The sequence below is a fragment of the Bacillus sp. hwrm1 genome (genome assembly GCF_040207805.1).
Classification (GTDB): Bacteria; Bacillota; Bacilli; order Bacillales; family Bacillaceae; genus Bacillus; species Bacillus velezensis.
In genome coordinates, this window is record NZ_CP157943.1 from 535,518 (window position 1) to 549,337 (window position 13,820).

A 13,820-nucleotide genomic window follows, 5' to 3' on the forward strand; every position below is an offset into this window, starting at 1 on the left:
GATTAAAGAAGGAATAGGAGTTAATACGATGGGTGAATTGGCGAATTGTCCAAAATGCAATGCTTTATTTTTTAAAACGAACCTGCAGACCGTGTGCCAGGCATGTATTAAAGAAGAAGAAAAAGCATTTGAAACCGTCTATAAATTTTTGAGAAAGCAGATCAACAGACAGTCGACGATGCAGCAGATCACTGAGGAAACAGGTGTGGATGAAGAGCTGATCCTCAAGTTTATCAAACAAAAAAGAATTCAGATCAGCCAGCTTCCGAATTTGGCATATCCTTGCGAAAGGTGCGGAAATCCAATCAGGACGGGGAAATTTTGCAAGTCCTGTCAGACAGATATTGAGTCACAATTAGACCATATGAACCAAAAAACAGCCGCTGAATTCGAAGAGAAAAACAGTACAAAAGACACATACTATGCCTATAATACCAAAAACACCTGATTCCCTAAACTAACTGATAACGCAGTCGATAAAAGAATTAGACTGCGAACAGAAAGCGAGAGGAATCCTATGAAAATCAATCAGTACGGAACACAATCCGTTAATCCATACCAAAAAAATTACGAAAAGCAAGCCGTACAAAAAGAGGCTGCAAAGCCGAAGGACAAAGTGGAAATTTCTTCTCATGCAAAAGAGCTTCAAAATGCGTCAGATGCGGTCACTAAAACACGTCAGGAAAAAATCGCTCAGCTTAAAGCGGATATAGAGAGCGGAACATATAAAATAGATTCAAACAGCATCGCTGAAAACATAGTAAATTTCTATAAAAAGCAATAAAAAGGAGAAAGCCAATGTCAGCAAAGCCAATTATTGATCAACTGAAGCGACTTTGCGCACTGCATGAACATCTGCTCACGCTGTCTGAGGAGAAAACGGAAGCGCTGAAAGCAGGTAAAACAAAAGAGCTCTCCAACATATTGACCAAAGAGCAAAAGTATATTCAGGCAATCGGGCAGACTGAGGAAGAACGAATCAGGTTAACTTCTCAGTTTCTCAGCCGCGGTGAGGACAATACAATTGCTGCATGCATCTCCAGAACTTCAGGCAGTGAAAAACAGGAGCTTGAAGGGTTATTTCACTCTTTGTCTGCGCTTCTTGACCGTCTGAAAGAAGTGAATGAGATGAACAAACAGCTCACGATTCAGGCTTTACAATTCATCTCCGGGGCATTCGATATGATCATGCCGGGTGAAAAAGAGAATATGAATTATAAAGAGCCGCAAGCGGCGCGCAAGCCTGTCAGCCGTTTGACATTATTCGATTCAAAAGCTTAGAACGGAGGATTTTCAATGCCATCGACTTTTATGGGGCTGGAAACAGCAAGGCGTGCATTGAGTGCGCAGCAGACTGCATTGAGCACAGTTTCAAATAACGTTGCAAATGCAAATACAGAAGGATATACGAGGCAGCGCGTCACATTACAATCGACAAGCCCTTATCCCGCAGTATCAAAAAACAGTGATCTGACGGCCGGCCAAATCGGAACAGGAGTAAAAGCCGGTTCAGTTGAGCGCGTCAGAGACAGTTTTTTAGACTATCAGTACAGAACTGAAAATACAAAATTAGGGTACTATACAGCCCGTTCCAATTCATTGTCACAAATGGAAGGCGTCATGAAAGAGCTTGACGATAACGGATTAAACGGATCGCTCAGTTCGTTTTGGAATGCCCTTCAGGATCTGGCGACGAATCCGGAAAATACGGGAGCGCGCTCAGTTTTGCAGGAGCAGGGGAAATCTCTTGCCGAAAGTTTTAACTATATATCTACCTCTTTGACTAACATTCAGGGTGATATTAAAAAGAACCTGGATAACACAGCGGATCAGGTCAATTCCATTCTCAATCAGCTGAATGACCTTAACAATCAAATAGCGGCAGTTGAGCCGAGCGGTATGCTCCCTAATGATTTGTATGACCAAAGAGACAGATTGATTGATCAATTATCTTCTATGGCAAATATAAAAGTTTCATATAATAAGTCGGGCGGACATGCCTTGGCGACTGCTGAGGGCACGGTTAACGTCGAATTGCTGAACGGGAACAACAATTCTCTCGGTACGCTGCTCGACGGTAAAACAAAAACAGTTTCAGAAATGAAAATCAACTACGACAAGGACAGCGGCCTCGTGTCGAGTGTGTCAGTCGGCAGCAGTACGGTGAATGCGGATGCATTTACCGGAAAAGGCTCACTTTTAGGTCTTATTGAATCATACGGCTATATGTCAAACGGAGAAGAAAAAGGTCTTTATCCTGAAATGCTGACGGCTCTTGACAATATGGCGCTGTCCTTTGCTGACGCGTTTAATGCAGTTCATGAAAAAGGGAAGACCTATACAGGCGAACAGGGTGCAGCATTTTTTGATTTCAGCGGTGGTGAAGCGGTGCCGGCAAAAGGTGCGGCAGCGAAAATAAAAGTCAGTGACAAAATCCTTGCGTCTACTGATAATATCGCAGCGTCGTTAAACGGAGAAAAAAGTGACGGCACCAACGCGACAAATCTTGCAGCCGTACAGAACAGCAAGTTGACTATTAACGGTGAAACCACTACAATTAATGACTTTTATGAATCCCTTATCGGAAAGCTGGGCGTTAATTCACAAAAAGCGGCCAATCTTATGAACAACTCTGAAAGCAACACCCTTTCAGCCGATGAACGGAGACAATCAGTCAGTGCAGTGTCTTTAGATGAAGAAATGACAAATATGATTCAGTTTCAGCACGCTTATAATGCTGCTGCGCGGATCATAACGATGCAAGATGAAATATTCGATAAAATTATTAACGGTATGGGCACCGGAGGAAGATAGGAGATAAGTAAATGAGAGTAACTCAAGGGATGATCGCAAAAAATTCTCTTCGATTTATCGGCTCAAGTTATGACAAGCTCGATCGGCTTCAGCAGCAAGTGTCTACGGGGAAAAAAATCACGAAAGCTTCTGATGATCCGGTCGTTGCAATGAAGGGAATGCAGTACCGTACTCAGCTTGCGCAGGTAAACCAGTATCAGCGGAATGTTTCGCAAGGCTTTACATGGCTGGAAAACTCGGAATCAAGCGTAAACTCGGAAACGGATATTATGGGGAAAATCCGGGACTTGATGGTTCAGGCGAAAAGTGATTCGAACGGTGAAACAGAATTGAAAGCAATCGGTACAGAAATCGGCCAGCTGAAAAAGCAGCTCGTTTCTGTCGCGAATACTCAGGTAAACGGACGTTATCTGTTTAACGGAACAAATTCAGACGTCCCGCCGATCACTGAAAATGCCGACGGCACATATACGTACAACTATGAGAATTATACAGGTGCTTCGGATGTTAACATCAACATCTCGAACGGAGCAGTGCTGAAAGTGAATTCTGATCCAAACTCAGCTTTCGGAGGCGTCGCACAAAATGGAGATAATGTTTTTGAATTTCTTAACTCCTTAGAAGCTTCTTTAAGCAAAGGCACGCTGTCCGAAGCAGATTCAGATCAAATTCTGTCAGATATTGACGGTTTTACTGATAAAATGAATGCTGAAAAATCCAATATCGGCGCACGCACAAACCGGTTGGAACTCATTCAGACAAGATTGGAATCACAAGCGGCAACCGCTGAAAAAGTATTGTCCGATAACGAAGATGTAGAAATGGAAGATGTAATTGTTGATTATTTATCTCAACAGACGGTTCATAGAGCAGCACTGTCAGTGAATGCGAATATCATTCAGCCGTCACTGATCGACTTCCTGAAATAATAGAACTGATCGTCTTCAATATATAAAAAAAGCGACTCACAACAGGGAGATCGCTTTTTTTACTAAAATACTATAAACAGGAGGGGTCTCTGTGCAGATGCCGAGATTGATTATTGACAGTGTGCCTGCTAAAATCGGTATAACCTTTCAAAAGGAAGAAATCGAGATGGAACAGCCGCCCGCTGACCTGGAAATCGAGCAGCCGCCGGCAGAGCTGAACATTGAAAGCACGCCGGCCAAACTGACGATTGACCAGACGAGGGCGTGGGAGAACTTGAATCTCAAATCATTTGAAAAGCTGAACGCTGAAGCCGCTCAAAAAGGTGCGGAAGCCTGCAGCGAGTTTATCGCAAAAACAGTCAGGGAAGGGAAGGAAATGGCGGCTATCGAAAAGAAAACGGGCAATGTGATGGCCCGGCAGGCAGCAGATGTCAGACCGCCCGATCCATTTGGCGAATTCAGCGACTTTCTGCCTGCGCAGTTTCTCGTCGACATTGACTGCATTCCTTCAAAGCTTACGATTGATATTGAAGCCCGCAAACCTTCAATTGAAGCAGCCGTCAATAAACCTGTATGGAATTATACGCCGGGGAAAGTTCAGATTGATATGATGCAAGACCCTAAGGTGACGATTTCGGTTGACGATGGCAACGCAGAATAAAAGATGAAAGTGGTAAAGGATTGTGAAGCATGATAATTAAAACAAAATATCACGGAGAAATCAGAATAGACGAAGGGCAGATTATCTCATTTGAAAACGGCCTGCCGGGATTTAATGACGAGACTCAATTTGTTGTTCTTCCTTTGTCGGAAGATTCACCGTTTTTGGCGCTGCAGTCTGTGAAACAGGAGCACATCGCCTTTATTGTCGCCAGTCCGTTTATTTTCTTTAAAGGGTACGAATTTGACATTGACCATGCGACGCTTGAACTTTTGCATATTGAAGATATAGAGGACGTCGAAGTGATGGCGATTTTAACGCTGGAAGAGCCTTTTGAAAACACGACCGCCAATTTAAAAGCGCCGATTATCGTCAATAAAAAGGAAATGAAGGCGAAACAAATCATTTTACATGATGCTTCCTATGAAACAAAACATCTGATAGGAGGAGGATCATGCTAGTTCTCTCAAGAAAAGTGAATGAGTCCATTCAGATCGGGCCGGATATTGAAATAAAGGTGATCGCCATCGAAGGAGAACAAGTGAAGCTGGGAATTGAAGCGCCTCAGCACGTAGATATTCACAGGAAAGAAATCTACTTGTCGATCCTGGAAGAGAACAACAGAGCTGTATCTTTTAATACTGATTTATTACTTAACCTATCCTCACAAAAAAAGTGAGGATTTTTTTATTTTCAATATAAACAATAGAAGCGGCCATCCGATATATATAGTGTAGCCAATGAGAGGAAAAATTTTCTTCGGAAATGACGCTGCACAAATGCACAAGGACGTGCGAAAAACAATTCAGGGAGGAAATACACAATGAGAATCAACCACAATATCGCGGCTCTTAACACTAGCCGTCAGCTGAATGCAGGTTCAAACTCTGCTGCAAAAAACATGGAAAAATTATCTTCAGGTCTTCGCATCAACCGCGCTGGTGATGACGCTGCGGGTCTTGCGATCTCTGAAAAAATGCGTTCTCAAATCCGCGGTTTAGACATGGCGTCTAAAAACGCTCAAGACGGAATCTCTCTTATCCAAACATCTGAGGGTGCATTGAACGAAACTCACAGCATTCTTCAGCGTATGAGCGAGCTTGCTACACAAGCGGCGAACGATACAAACACTGATTCTGACCGTTCTGAGCTTCAAAAAGAGATGGACCAATTAGCTTCTGAAGTAACAAGAATCTCTACTGACACTGAGTTCAACACGAAAAAACTTCTTGACGGAACTGCGCAAAACCTTACGTTCCAAATCGGAGCTAACGAAGGCCAAACAATGAGCCTGTCTATCAATAAAATGGACTCTGAAAGCCTGAAAGTTGGTACGACTTATACAGTATCCAATGATCAAAATACATTGACATCAACTGACGGAAAAAGCACTGCTACTTGGGCGGATGAAGAAACAGATCCAGATGGTAAGGTTACAAAAGCAGCCGGCTATTATGATACTGACGGTAAAGTTGTTGCATCTGAAAAATTAGCTGCAGATTCTAAAGTAACAAAAGGTATCGACATCTCATCTTCAGCTAAAGCTGCGTCTTCAGCTCTTACAACAATCAAAACAGCTATCGACACAGTATCTAGCGAGCGCGCTAAACTTGGTGCGGTTCAAAACCGTTTAGAGCATACAATCAACAACCTTGGTACTTCTTCTGAGAACCTGACTTCTGCTGAATCACGTATCCGTGACGTAGACATGGCTTCTGAGATGATGGAGTACACGAAAAACAACATCCTTACTCAGGCTTCTCAAGCTATGCTTGCGCAAGCTAACCAACAGCCTCAGCAAGTTCTTCAATTGCTTAAAGGTTAATGACGGAAAGATCCTGGTTCTCCAGGGTCTTTTTTTTATTTCTTCAGCTATCTCCCCCTTCAGCAAGCCAAAGAACCCTATTGACAAAATGAAACATTATATTTTGCAGTTAAATTATTGAAAACCTTTTAATATGACCGATATAAGAATAAGATCATACATTTATGGAGCTGTGATATGATAAACAGTCGGAAACTCACTGTTGTCATAGAGCCGTCTACGACTAAACGCCGAAAAGGAGAGGGTACATATGGTCACAAGAATCACAGGCCTTAATTCCGGTCTTGATGTAGATTCTCTGGTGAAAAAAATGATGGATGCCGAAAAGCAGCCGCTTAATAAATTAAACCAGCAAAAGCAGACGCTTGAATGGAAGCGCGATGCTTATCGGGAAGTGAATACCCAGATTGCCGACATGTATTCTACGACATTTAATAATATGCTGATGTCCACAAACTGGAATAAAAAAACAGTAACAAGTTCGGATTCCAGTGTCAGCGCGGTGGCCGTCAGTGCTGAGCAGAATATTTCAACGAGTATGTCTGTACAGCAGCTGGCCACTTCGACGACATATAAATCATCAGGGGCCATCAATTTCACTTCAGGTCAGAGCCAAACATTGAAATTCAATGTCACAAATCCGGGTGAAACGAAGCCGACTGAGGTAAACGTCACGATCGCCGCAACCGATACGATTGACGATGTCATTTCCAAACTGAACAGCTCGGGTCTCGGAGTGACGGCTTTAAAAGAGAAAATTTCCAACGGCACGGATTATGTGGACACGATTGCGTTCACTTCCAATAAAACGGGGGAAGGATTTACCCTTTCAGCAGGTGATGACGCAACCAAAAGCTTTCTGAAAGATCAGCTCGGTTTTGCCGTTGATGATGCAACAAATGAACTGACGGCCAATGCCGAAGGGAAAAACGCGAAGTTTACGTTCAACGGGCTTGAAATGACAAAAACGTCAAATAACTTTACGATCAACGGCATCAAATACACGCTGAACAGCGTGACGGACAGCAATAAAACGGTTACGATTAACAGCACGACTGATACGGACGGCATTTTTGACAACATTAAAGATTTCGTTGATAAATACAATACGTTAATTAAAAGTGCAAACGAGAAGGTAACAGAATCAAAATACCGCGATTATAAGCCGCTAACCGATGAACAAAGAGAAGCGATGACCGATAAGCAGATTGAGCAGTGGGAGGCAAAGGCCAAAAGCGGGTTATTACGGAGCGACAGCACGCTGCAGAACGGTTTGGCTGAAATGCGGCTTGATCTGTACTCAACGGTTACGATTGACGGAAAAAAATATCAGCTTGCAGATTTCGGAATTGAGACGTCTGATAGTTATACGGATCAAGGAAAGCTTGTCATTAAAGACGAAGCGAAACTGAAACAGAAAATTACCGAGAATCCTGCTCTCGTGGCTAAACTGTTTAATGCAGACAGCCCTGATACAGCGAAAACCAAAAACCCGGAGGAGCAGGGGATTGCCCGGAGATTAAAAGACACATTAAACAAAATGCAGACTCAAATTTCAAAACAGGCGGGTACAGAAAGCTCGGTATCATCCAGCTTTGCCATCGGAAAAAGTTTGAATGAAATAGAAACAAATATTTCCAATATGAAAACGAAGCTGGATGACATCGAATCGAGATATTATAAAAAGTTCAGCGCACTGGATACGGCATTGGAGAAATTGAACAGCCAATCTTCGTATCTCACGTCAATGTTAGGATCTTCAACATCATAACCTTGGAGGTTTTATAAAAATGGCAATAAATAATCCTTTTGCTGCTTATCAGCAGACATCCGTCTTTACAGCCGCTCCGGAAGAGCTGACCCTTATGCTTTATAACGGCTGCCTGCGATTCATTAAGCTGGCCAGGCAGGCGATGAAGCAAAACAACCTTGAAGCCAAAAATGAAAATATCGTAAAGGCGCAAAACATCATTCAAGAGCTCAGCATCACGTTAAACCGGGAGATTGAGATTTCTGAACAGATGTCATCCATTTATGATTACATCCGCCGCCGGCTGATCGACGCGAACGTGCAGAATAACGGAGAATTTTTAGATGAAGCGGAAAAACTCGTTACTGAATTTCGCGACACGTGGAAGCAGGCCATGCAGAGTGAACGGAAAAACAGCCATGGCGCGGGCGGCCTTGCCTGATGAACAGCAATGTCTTTTCTTTGTATAACGAAACGAAGAACATGTACGCCGCACTGAAGGACGCCCCGGAAAGCGACGGTCTTATCAGCAGCGTTACGGCATTTACGGAGAAAAGGGAGGAGATGCTTGCGGGCATAAAGCCGCCTTTTTCCGAAGAAGAAAAAACGCTGCTTCAGCAGGTGGCCGCGATGGACCGCCTGATTACCGGCGAAGTGAAACGGATTCAGGATGGTATCCGAAATGAAATAAAAACGCTTAAGAAAAAACGAATCTACCATAATACGTATTTCAATCCGTATCATCAAACGACAAGTGACGGCCGTTATTACGACAAACGCAAATAGGTGAGTGTTTTGAGAAGTTTGAACGATTACCATTTGGTGTCAGCCTATTACCAGCTTCTTTTTACGATTGATGAGGGGCTTTGCTACCTGTTGGACACGCAGGATGATTTTTTTAAGACGGAGGGCGAGCGGATTTACAACGATTTGATTCAGGCTTTTTTTCATCTAGATTCCTCTCATGCGCTTCTGCTGTCTATCATTGAGTGCCGATGCGTGGAGACGGCGATCCGCTCATTTGACGAGATCTTTCAGGATTTCAGCATGTTAAATGATTATGATTTCCCGTCCGCCCCTTTTCAGGAGTTTTTAAAAACCATCTTTCTGCCGCATTATAAGCTGTGGATGGAGCAGACGCACGACTGCATCAAACCGTATGTTCTTCACTAGACCTGCTGCAAGCGGCAGGTCTTTTGCCTGCGTCCTCCGCATATACTTATAATCCTGGCGGAAGCTGCCGGATAAAACCGACACCATTCGTCATCGTTCACCGAATTTACACATTATTTTAACGTTTCAGCAGGGATCAGAAGGGGTAAAAGAGAAATAGTTACATATCCTTAGATAAAGGGAGGCGTTCTTTGATGAACTACAATATCAGAGGAGAAAACATTGAGGTTACACCTGCGTTAAAGGATCATGTGGAGAGAAAAATCGGCAAGCTGGAGCGATATTTCGAGCAGAGCGTCAATGCCGATGTGAACGTCAACTTAAAATTCTATAATGATAAGGAATCCAAAGTTGAAGTCACCATTCCGATGACTGATCTGGCGCTTCGTTCTGAAGTGCATAACGAGGATATGTACAATGCAATTGATCTCGCAACAAACAAGCTGGAACGTCAAATCCGAAAGCATAAAACTAAAGTCAACCGAAAATTCCGCGAGCAGGGTCTTCCGAAACATTATTTCGAGAACGGCAGCGCTGCTGATACGGGCGTAGCGGTTCAGGACGAAATTGAAGATGACAGCCCGGAAATTGTCCGTCAAAAGCGTTTTAATTTAAAACCGATGGATAATGAAGAAGCGATTCTCCAAATGAATATGCTCGGACATAATTTCTTCGTATTCACCAACGCGGAGACGAATCTCACAAACGTCGTTTACCGCAGAAATGACGGCAAATACGGATTAATTGAACCGACTGAATAAACCCATCCAGCCTTCCGTGAACGCGCGGAAGGTTTTTCTCTATCTTTACCTGCAAATTCTTTGGAAATAGCAAAAGGTATGTTATGATAATGAGAGGTATACATGGACAGAAAATTATCATTTATTCCATGCAAAATCTGCATGTGAACATAGAGGAGCGTTATAGATGCTTGGGATTTTAAATAAAATGTTTGATCCGACCAAACGTGCGCTGAACAAATACGAAAAAATAGCAAATGACATTGATGCCGTAAGAGGAGATTATGAAAATCTCTCTGACGAGGCGCTTAAACATAAAACGGCAGAATTTAAAGAGCGGCTTGAAAAAGGAGAAACGACGGATGACCTTCTTGTCGAAGCGTTTGCCGTCGTTCGTGAAGCTTCCCGCCGCGTAACCGGCATGTTCCCGTTTAAAGTACAGCTGATGGGGGGCATCGCCCTCCATGAAGGGAACATCTCCGAAATGAAAACAGGGGAAGGGAAAACGCTGACGTCCACGCTTCCTGTGTATTTAAATGCGTTGACGGGAAAAGGCGTTCACGTCGTAACGGTCAACGAATATCTGGCGAGCCGTGATGCCCAGCAAATGGGAGAAATTTTTGCGTTTCTCGGGCTTACAGTCGGCCTGAACCTGAATTCGATGTCAAAAGACGAAAAGCGTGAAGCTTACGCAGCCGATATCACGTATTCAACGAACAATGAACTCGGCTTTGATTATTTGCGTGACAACATGGTGCTCTATAAAGAACAAATGGTACAGCGCCCGCTTCATTTTGCCGTTATTGATGAAGTCGATTCAATTTTAGTCGATGAAGCGAGAACGCCATTGATTATTTCCGGACAAGCTCAGAAGTCCACAAAACTTTACGTGCAGGCAAATGCGTTTGTCCGCACACTCAAGAAAGATCAGGATTATACGTATGACGTCAAAACGAAGGGCGTTCAGCTGACGGAAGAAGGAATGACGAAGGCTGAAAAAACGTTCGGCATCGACAACCTGTTTGATGTCAAAAACGTGGCCTTGAACCACCATATCAACCAGGCTTTAAAAGCCCATGCGGCGATGCAGAAAGACGTGGATTATGTTGTTGAGGACGGCCAGGTCGTCATCGTTGATTCCTTCACCGGCCGTCTGATGAAAGGACGCCGCTACAGCGAAGGTCTTCACCAGGCAATTGAGGCGAAAGAAGGCCTGGAGATTCAAAATGAAAGCATGACATTGGCGACGATTACGTTCCAAAACTATTTCCGTATGTACGAAAAGCTGGCCGGTATGACCGGTACCGCAAAAACGGAAGAGGAAGAATTCCGCAATATTTATAACATGCAGGTTGTATCCATCCCGACCAACCAGCCGGTCATCCGTGACGACCGTCCGGATTTGATCTACCGCTCAATGGAAGGAAAATTCAAGGCGGTGGCGGAGGATGTCGCCCAGCGCTACATGACCGGACAGCCGGTTCTTGTCGGTACGGTTGCCGTTGAAACGTCTGAATTGATTTCTAAACTTCTGAAAAACAAAGGGATTCCGCATCAGGTGCTGAATGCCAAAAACCATGAGCGTGAAGCTCAGATTATTGAAGAAGCGGGACAAAAAGGCGCTGTCACGATTGCGACCAACATGGCGGGACGCGGAACCGACATTAAACTCGGCGAAGGCGTAAAAGAGCTTGGCGGCCTTGCAGTCGTCGGTACGGAACGCCACGAATCCCGCCGGATTGACAATCAGCTCCGCGGACGTTCAGGACGTCAGGGAGACCCGGGCATCACACAATTTTATCTTTCAATGGAAGATGAATTGATGCGCCGTTTCGGAGCTGAACGGACGATGGCGATGCTTGACCGATTCGGTATGGATGACTCCACGCCGATTCAGAGCAAAATGGTGTCACGCGCCGTGGAATCATCTCAAAAACGTGTCGAAGGAAACAACTTTGATTCACGTAAACAGCTTCTTCAATATGACGACGTGCTCCGTCAGCAGCGCGAAGTCATATACAAGCAGCGTTTTGAAGTCATTGACTCTGAAAACCTGCGTGACATTGTGGAAGGCATGATCAAGTCTTCTCTGGAGCGTGCGATTGCCGCTTATACGCCGAAAGAGGAGCTTCCGGAAGAATGGAATCTCGACGGCCTCGTGGAGCTGGTGAATTCAACGTATCTTGATGAAGGCGCACTTGAAAAGAGCGATATCTTCGGAAAAGAACCGGATGAAATGCATGAGATGATCATGGACCGCATCATGACAAAATATAATGATAAAGAAGAGAATTTCGGCACAGAGCAGATGCGTGAATTTGAAAAAGTCATCGTATTGCGTGCCGTTGATTCAAAATGGATGGATCATATTGATGCGATGGATCAGCTGCGTCAAGGGATTCACCTCCGCGCTTATGCGCAGACAAATCCGCTGCGTGAATATCAAATGGAAGGTTTCGCAATGTTTGAGCACATGATTGAGTCCATTGAGGACGAAGTTGCGAAGTTCGTCATGAAGGCCGAGATTGAAAGCAATCTGGAACGCGAAGAAGTTGTTCAGGGCCAAACGACGGCTCATCAGCCGCAGGACGGCGATGAGGCCAAACAAGCGAAAAAAGCGCCGGTGCGCAAAGTTGTGGATATCGGACGCAACGCGCCTTGCCATTGCGGCAGCGGAAAAAAATATAAAAATTGCTGCGGCCGGACAGAATAGTCTCGACTGTATGAAGCGAACATGACCGGGTCTGCGTCTTATGGCGCCCCGGATCTTTTAATGAGGTGAATGGAATGGAATTATCAGAAATCAGGGCAGAGCTCGAAAATATGGCTTCTCGTTTAGCGGACTTCAGGGGGTCTCTTTGACCTCGAATCAAAGGAAGCCCGCATTGCAGAATTAGATGAAAAGATGGCGGAACCGGAATTCTGGAATGACCAGCAGAAGGCCCAAACCGTCATCAATGAAGCGAACGGTCTGAAAGAATACGTGAACTCCTATCATCAGCTGAGCGAGTCTCACGAAGAGCTGCAAATGACACATGATCTTTTAAAAGAAGAACCTGACCAGGACCTTCAGCAAGAGCTTGAGAAAGAGCTGAAGTCATTAACGAAGGAATTGAATGAATTTGAGCTTCAGCTGCTGCTCAGTGAACCATACGACAAAAATAACGCGATTTTAGAACTTCATCCGGGGGCCGGCGGTACGGAATCCCAGGACTGGGGTTCCATGCTGCTCAGAATGTATACCCGCTGGGCGGAAAGACGCGGTTTCAAAGTTGAAACGCTTGATTATCTCCCAGGAGATGAAGCAGGAATTAAGTCAGTCACACTGCTTATTAAAGGCCACAATGCATACGGCTACTTAAAAGCGGAAAAAGGCGTACACCGTCTCGTGCGGATTTCTCCATTTGATTCATCAGGACGCCGCCACACGTCATTCGTGTCTTGTGAAGTCATGCCTGAATTCAATGAAGAAATCGACATTGAAATTCGTACCGAAGATATTAAAGTTGATACGTACCGGGCGAGCGGTGCCGGCGGACAGCACGTCAATACGACTGATTCAGCCGTTCGGATCACCCACTTGCCGACAAATGTAGTCGTCACGTGCCAGACGGAACGTTCACAAATCAAAAACCGCGACCGGGCGATGAAAATGCTCAAAGCGAAGCTGTATCAGCGCAGAATTGAAGAACAGCAGGCGGAGCTTGACGAAATCCGCGGCGAACAGAAAGAAATCGGCTGGGGCAGCCAAATCCGCTCGTACGTCTTCCATCCGTACTCCATGGTGAAAGATCACCGCACCAATACGGAAATGGGGAACGTGCAGGCGGTTATGGACGGAGATATCGATATCTTCATTGACGCCTATTTACGTTCTAAACTGTCGTAATCCGGGAACACACCTGCCTTTGGCAAGGTGTGTTTTTTT

Annotated in this window: 16 protein-coding genes; all 16 read left to right on the forward strand. The window is 44.6% G+C overall.

Annotated elements, in window-relative coordinates; genetic code table 11:
* Window positions 1–28 precede the first annotated feature (28 nt).
* The 16 genes from ABK447_RS02770 (at window position 29) to prfB (ending at window position 13,781) form a co-directional block, all read left to right on the forward strand.
* Window positions 29–448, forward strand: a complete 420-nt coding sequence (locus ABK447_RS02770) for a TIGR03826 family flagellar region protein (protein WP_012118571.1) — start codon at window positions 29–31, stop codon at window positions 446–448.
* A gap of 69 nt (window positions 449–517) precedes the next feature.
* The gene (gene flgM, locus ABK447_RS02775; protein ID WP_003151393.1) at window positions 518–784 is read left to right on the forward strand and encodes a flagellar biosynthesis anti-sigma factor FlgM; all 267 of its coding nucleotides are present in this window, start codon (window positions 518–520) and stop codon (window positions 782–784) included.
* A 14-nt stretch (window positions 785–798) separates the two neighbouring features.
* Window positions 799–1,281, forward strand: coding sequence for a flagellar protein FlgN (locus tag ABK447_RS02780; RefSeq protein WP_003151394.1), 483 nt, complete (start codon window positions 799–801; stop codon window positions 1,279–1,281).
* A 15-nt stretch (window positions 1,282–1,296) separates the two neighbouring features.
* A complete protein-coding gene (gene flgK, locus ABK447_RS02785; protein WP_025285351.1) occupies window positions 1,297–2,814 on the forward strand; it encodes a flagellar hook-associated protein FlgK in 1,518 nt (505 codons plus the stop codon).
* 11 nt (window positions 2,815–2,825) lie between these two features.
* On the forward strand, window positions 2,826–3,743 hold the full coding sequence (gene flgL, locus ABK447_RS02790) for a flagellar hook-associated protein FlgL (RefSeq protein ID WP_007407477.1): 918 nt from the start codon (window positions 2,826–2,828) through the stop codon (window positions 3,741–3,743).
* Between the two features lie 91 nt (window positions 3,744–3,834).
* A complete protein-coding gene (locus tag ABK447_RS02795) occupies window positions 3,835–4,404 on the forward strand; it encodes a DUF6470 family protein (protein WP_007407476.1) in 570 nt (189 codons plus the stop codon).
* A 29-nt stretch (window positions 4,405–4,433) separates the two neighbouring features.
* The gene (gene fliW / locus ABK447_RS02800; protein ID WP_007407475.1) at window positions 4,434–4,865 is read left to right on the forward strand and encodes a flagellar assembly protein FliW; all 432 of its coding nucleotides are present in this window, start codon (window positions 4,434–4,436) and stop codon (window positions 4,863–4,865) included.
* A complete protein-coding gene (gene csrA / locus ABK447_RS02805; RefSeq protein WP_003151402.1) occupies window positions 4,859–5,083 on the forward strand; it encodes a carbon storage regulator CsrA in 225 nt (74 codons plus the stop codon). The genes fliW and csrA overlap by 7 nt, the downstream gene beginning before the upstream one ends.
* A 144-nt stretch (window positions 5,084–5,227) precedes the next feature.
* The gene (locus ABK447_RS02810) at window positions 5,228–6,229 is read left to right on the forward strand and encodes a flagellin (RefSeq protein WP_063094261.1); all 1,002 of its coding nucleotides are present in this window, start codon (window positions 5,228–5,230) and stop codon (window positions 6,227–6,229) included.
* A gap of 250 nt (window positions 6,230–6,479) precedes the next feature.
* Entirely contained in the window at window positions 6,480–8,000 is a 1,521-nt protein-coding gene (locus tag ABK447_RS02815; RefSeq protein ID WP_094031328.1) for a flagellar hook-associated protein 2, read from the forward strand.
* Between the two features lie 19 nt (window positions 8,001–8,019).
* Complete coding sequence (fliS, locus tag ABK447_RS02820) at window positions 8,020–8,421, forward strand: flagellar export chaperone FliS (RefSeq protein WP_003151407.1); 402 nt, start codon at window positions 8,020–8,022, stop codon at window positions 8,419–8,421.
* A complete protein-coding gene (gene fliT / locus ABK447_RS02825; protein WP_007407472.1) occupies window positions 8,421–8,765 on the forward strand; it encodes a flagella biosynthesis regulatory protein FliT in 345 nt (114 codons plus the stop codon). The genes fliS and fliT overlap by 1 nt, the downstream gene beginning before the upstream one ends.
* Window positions 8,766–8,774: 9 nt before the next feature.
* Window positions 8,775–9,152 (forward strand): hypothetical protein, encoded by a 378-nt coding sequence (locus ABK447_RS02830; RefSeq protein ID WP_003151412.1) that lies wholly within the window; start codon window positions 8,775–8,777, stop codon window positions 9,150–9,152.
* Between the two features lie 194 nt (window positions 9,153–9,346).
* On the forward strand, window positions 9,347–9,913 hold the full coding sequence (gene hpf / locus ABK447_RS02835) for a ribosome hibernation-promoting factor, HPF/YfiA family (protein WP_003151413.1): 567 nt from the start codon (window positions 9,347–9,349) through the stop codon (window positions 9,911–9,913).
* 166 nt (window positions 9,914–10,079) lie between these two features.
* Window positions 10,080–12,605 carry a preprotein translocase subunit SecA gene (gene secA, locus ABK447_RS02840; protein ID WP_015240681.1) on the forward strand — a complete coding sequence of 842 codons (2,526 nt, stop codon included), beginning with the start codon at window positions 10,080–10,082 and terminating at the stop codon, window positions 12,603–12,605.
* Window positions 12,606–12,679: 74 nt separating this feature from the next.
* Window positions 12,680–13,781 (forward strand): peptide chain release factor 2 gene (gene prfB / locus ABK447_RS02845; protein WP_098081803.1). Its coding sequence is split into 2 segments (ribosomal slippage): window positions 12,680–12,751 and window positions 12,753–13,781, totalling 1,101 coding nucleotides; the frame shifts between segments, so codons are not numbered across the junction.
* The last annotated feature ends 39 nt before the right edge of the window (window positions 13,782–13,820 follow it).

Excerpts from the sequence above, each read along its gene's own strand:
- fliT (WP_007407472.1), top strand. The coding sequence starts at position 8,421 with ATGAACAGCAATGTCTTTTCTTTGTATAACGAAACGAAGAACATGTAC.
- flgM (WP_003151393.1), top strand. The coding sequence starts at position 518 with ATGAAAATCAATCAGTACGGAACACAATCCGTTAATCCATACCAAAAA.
- secA (WP_015240681.1), top strand. The coding sequence starts at position 10,080 with ATGCTTGGGATTTTAAATAAAATGTTTGATCCGACCAAACGTGCGCTG.
- ABK447_RS02780 (WP_003151394.1), top strand. The coding sequence starts at position 799 with ATGTCAGCAAAGCCAATTATTGATCAACTGAAGCGACTTTGCGCACTG.
- hpf (WP_003151413.1), top strand. The coding sequence starts at position 9,347 with ATGAACTACAATATCAGAGGAGAAAACATTGAGGTTACACCTGCGTTA.
- ABK447_RS02770 (WP_012118571.1), top strand. The coding sequence starts at position 29 with ATGGGTGAATTGGCGAATTGTCCAAAATGCAATGCTTTATTTTTTAAA.
- ABK447_RS02815 (WP_094031328.1), top strand. The coding sequence starts at position 6,480 with ATGGTCACAAGAATCACAGGCCTTAATTCCGGTCTTGATGTAGATTCT.
- flgL (WP_007407477.1), top strand. The coding sequence starts at position 2,826 with ATGAGAGTAACTCAAGGGATGATCGCAAAAAATTCTCTTCGATTTATC.
- fliW (WP_007407475.1), top strand. The coding sequence starts at position 4,434 with ATGATAATTAAAACAAAATATCACGGAGAAATCAGAATAGACGAAGGG.
- csrA (WP_003151402.1), top strand. The coding sequence starts at position 4,859 with ATGCTAGTTCTCTCAAGAAAAGTGAATGAGTCCATTCAGATCGGGCCG.
- ABK447_RS02810 (WP_063094261.1), top strand. The coding sequence starts at position 5,228 with ATGAGAATCAACCACAATATCGCGGCTCTTAACACTAGCCGTCAGCTG.
- fliS (WP_003151407.1), top strand. The coding sequence starts at position 8,020 with ATGGCAATAAATAATCCTTTTGCTGCTTATCAGCAGACATCCGTCTTT.
- flgK (WP_025285351.1), top strand. The coding sequence starts at position 1,297 with ATGCCATCGACTTTTATGGGGCTGGAAACAGCAAGGCGTGCATTGAGT.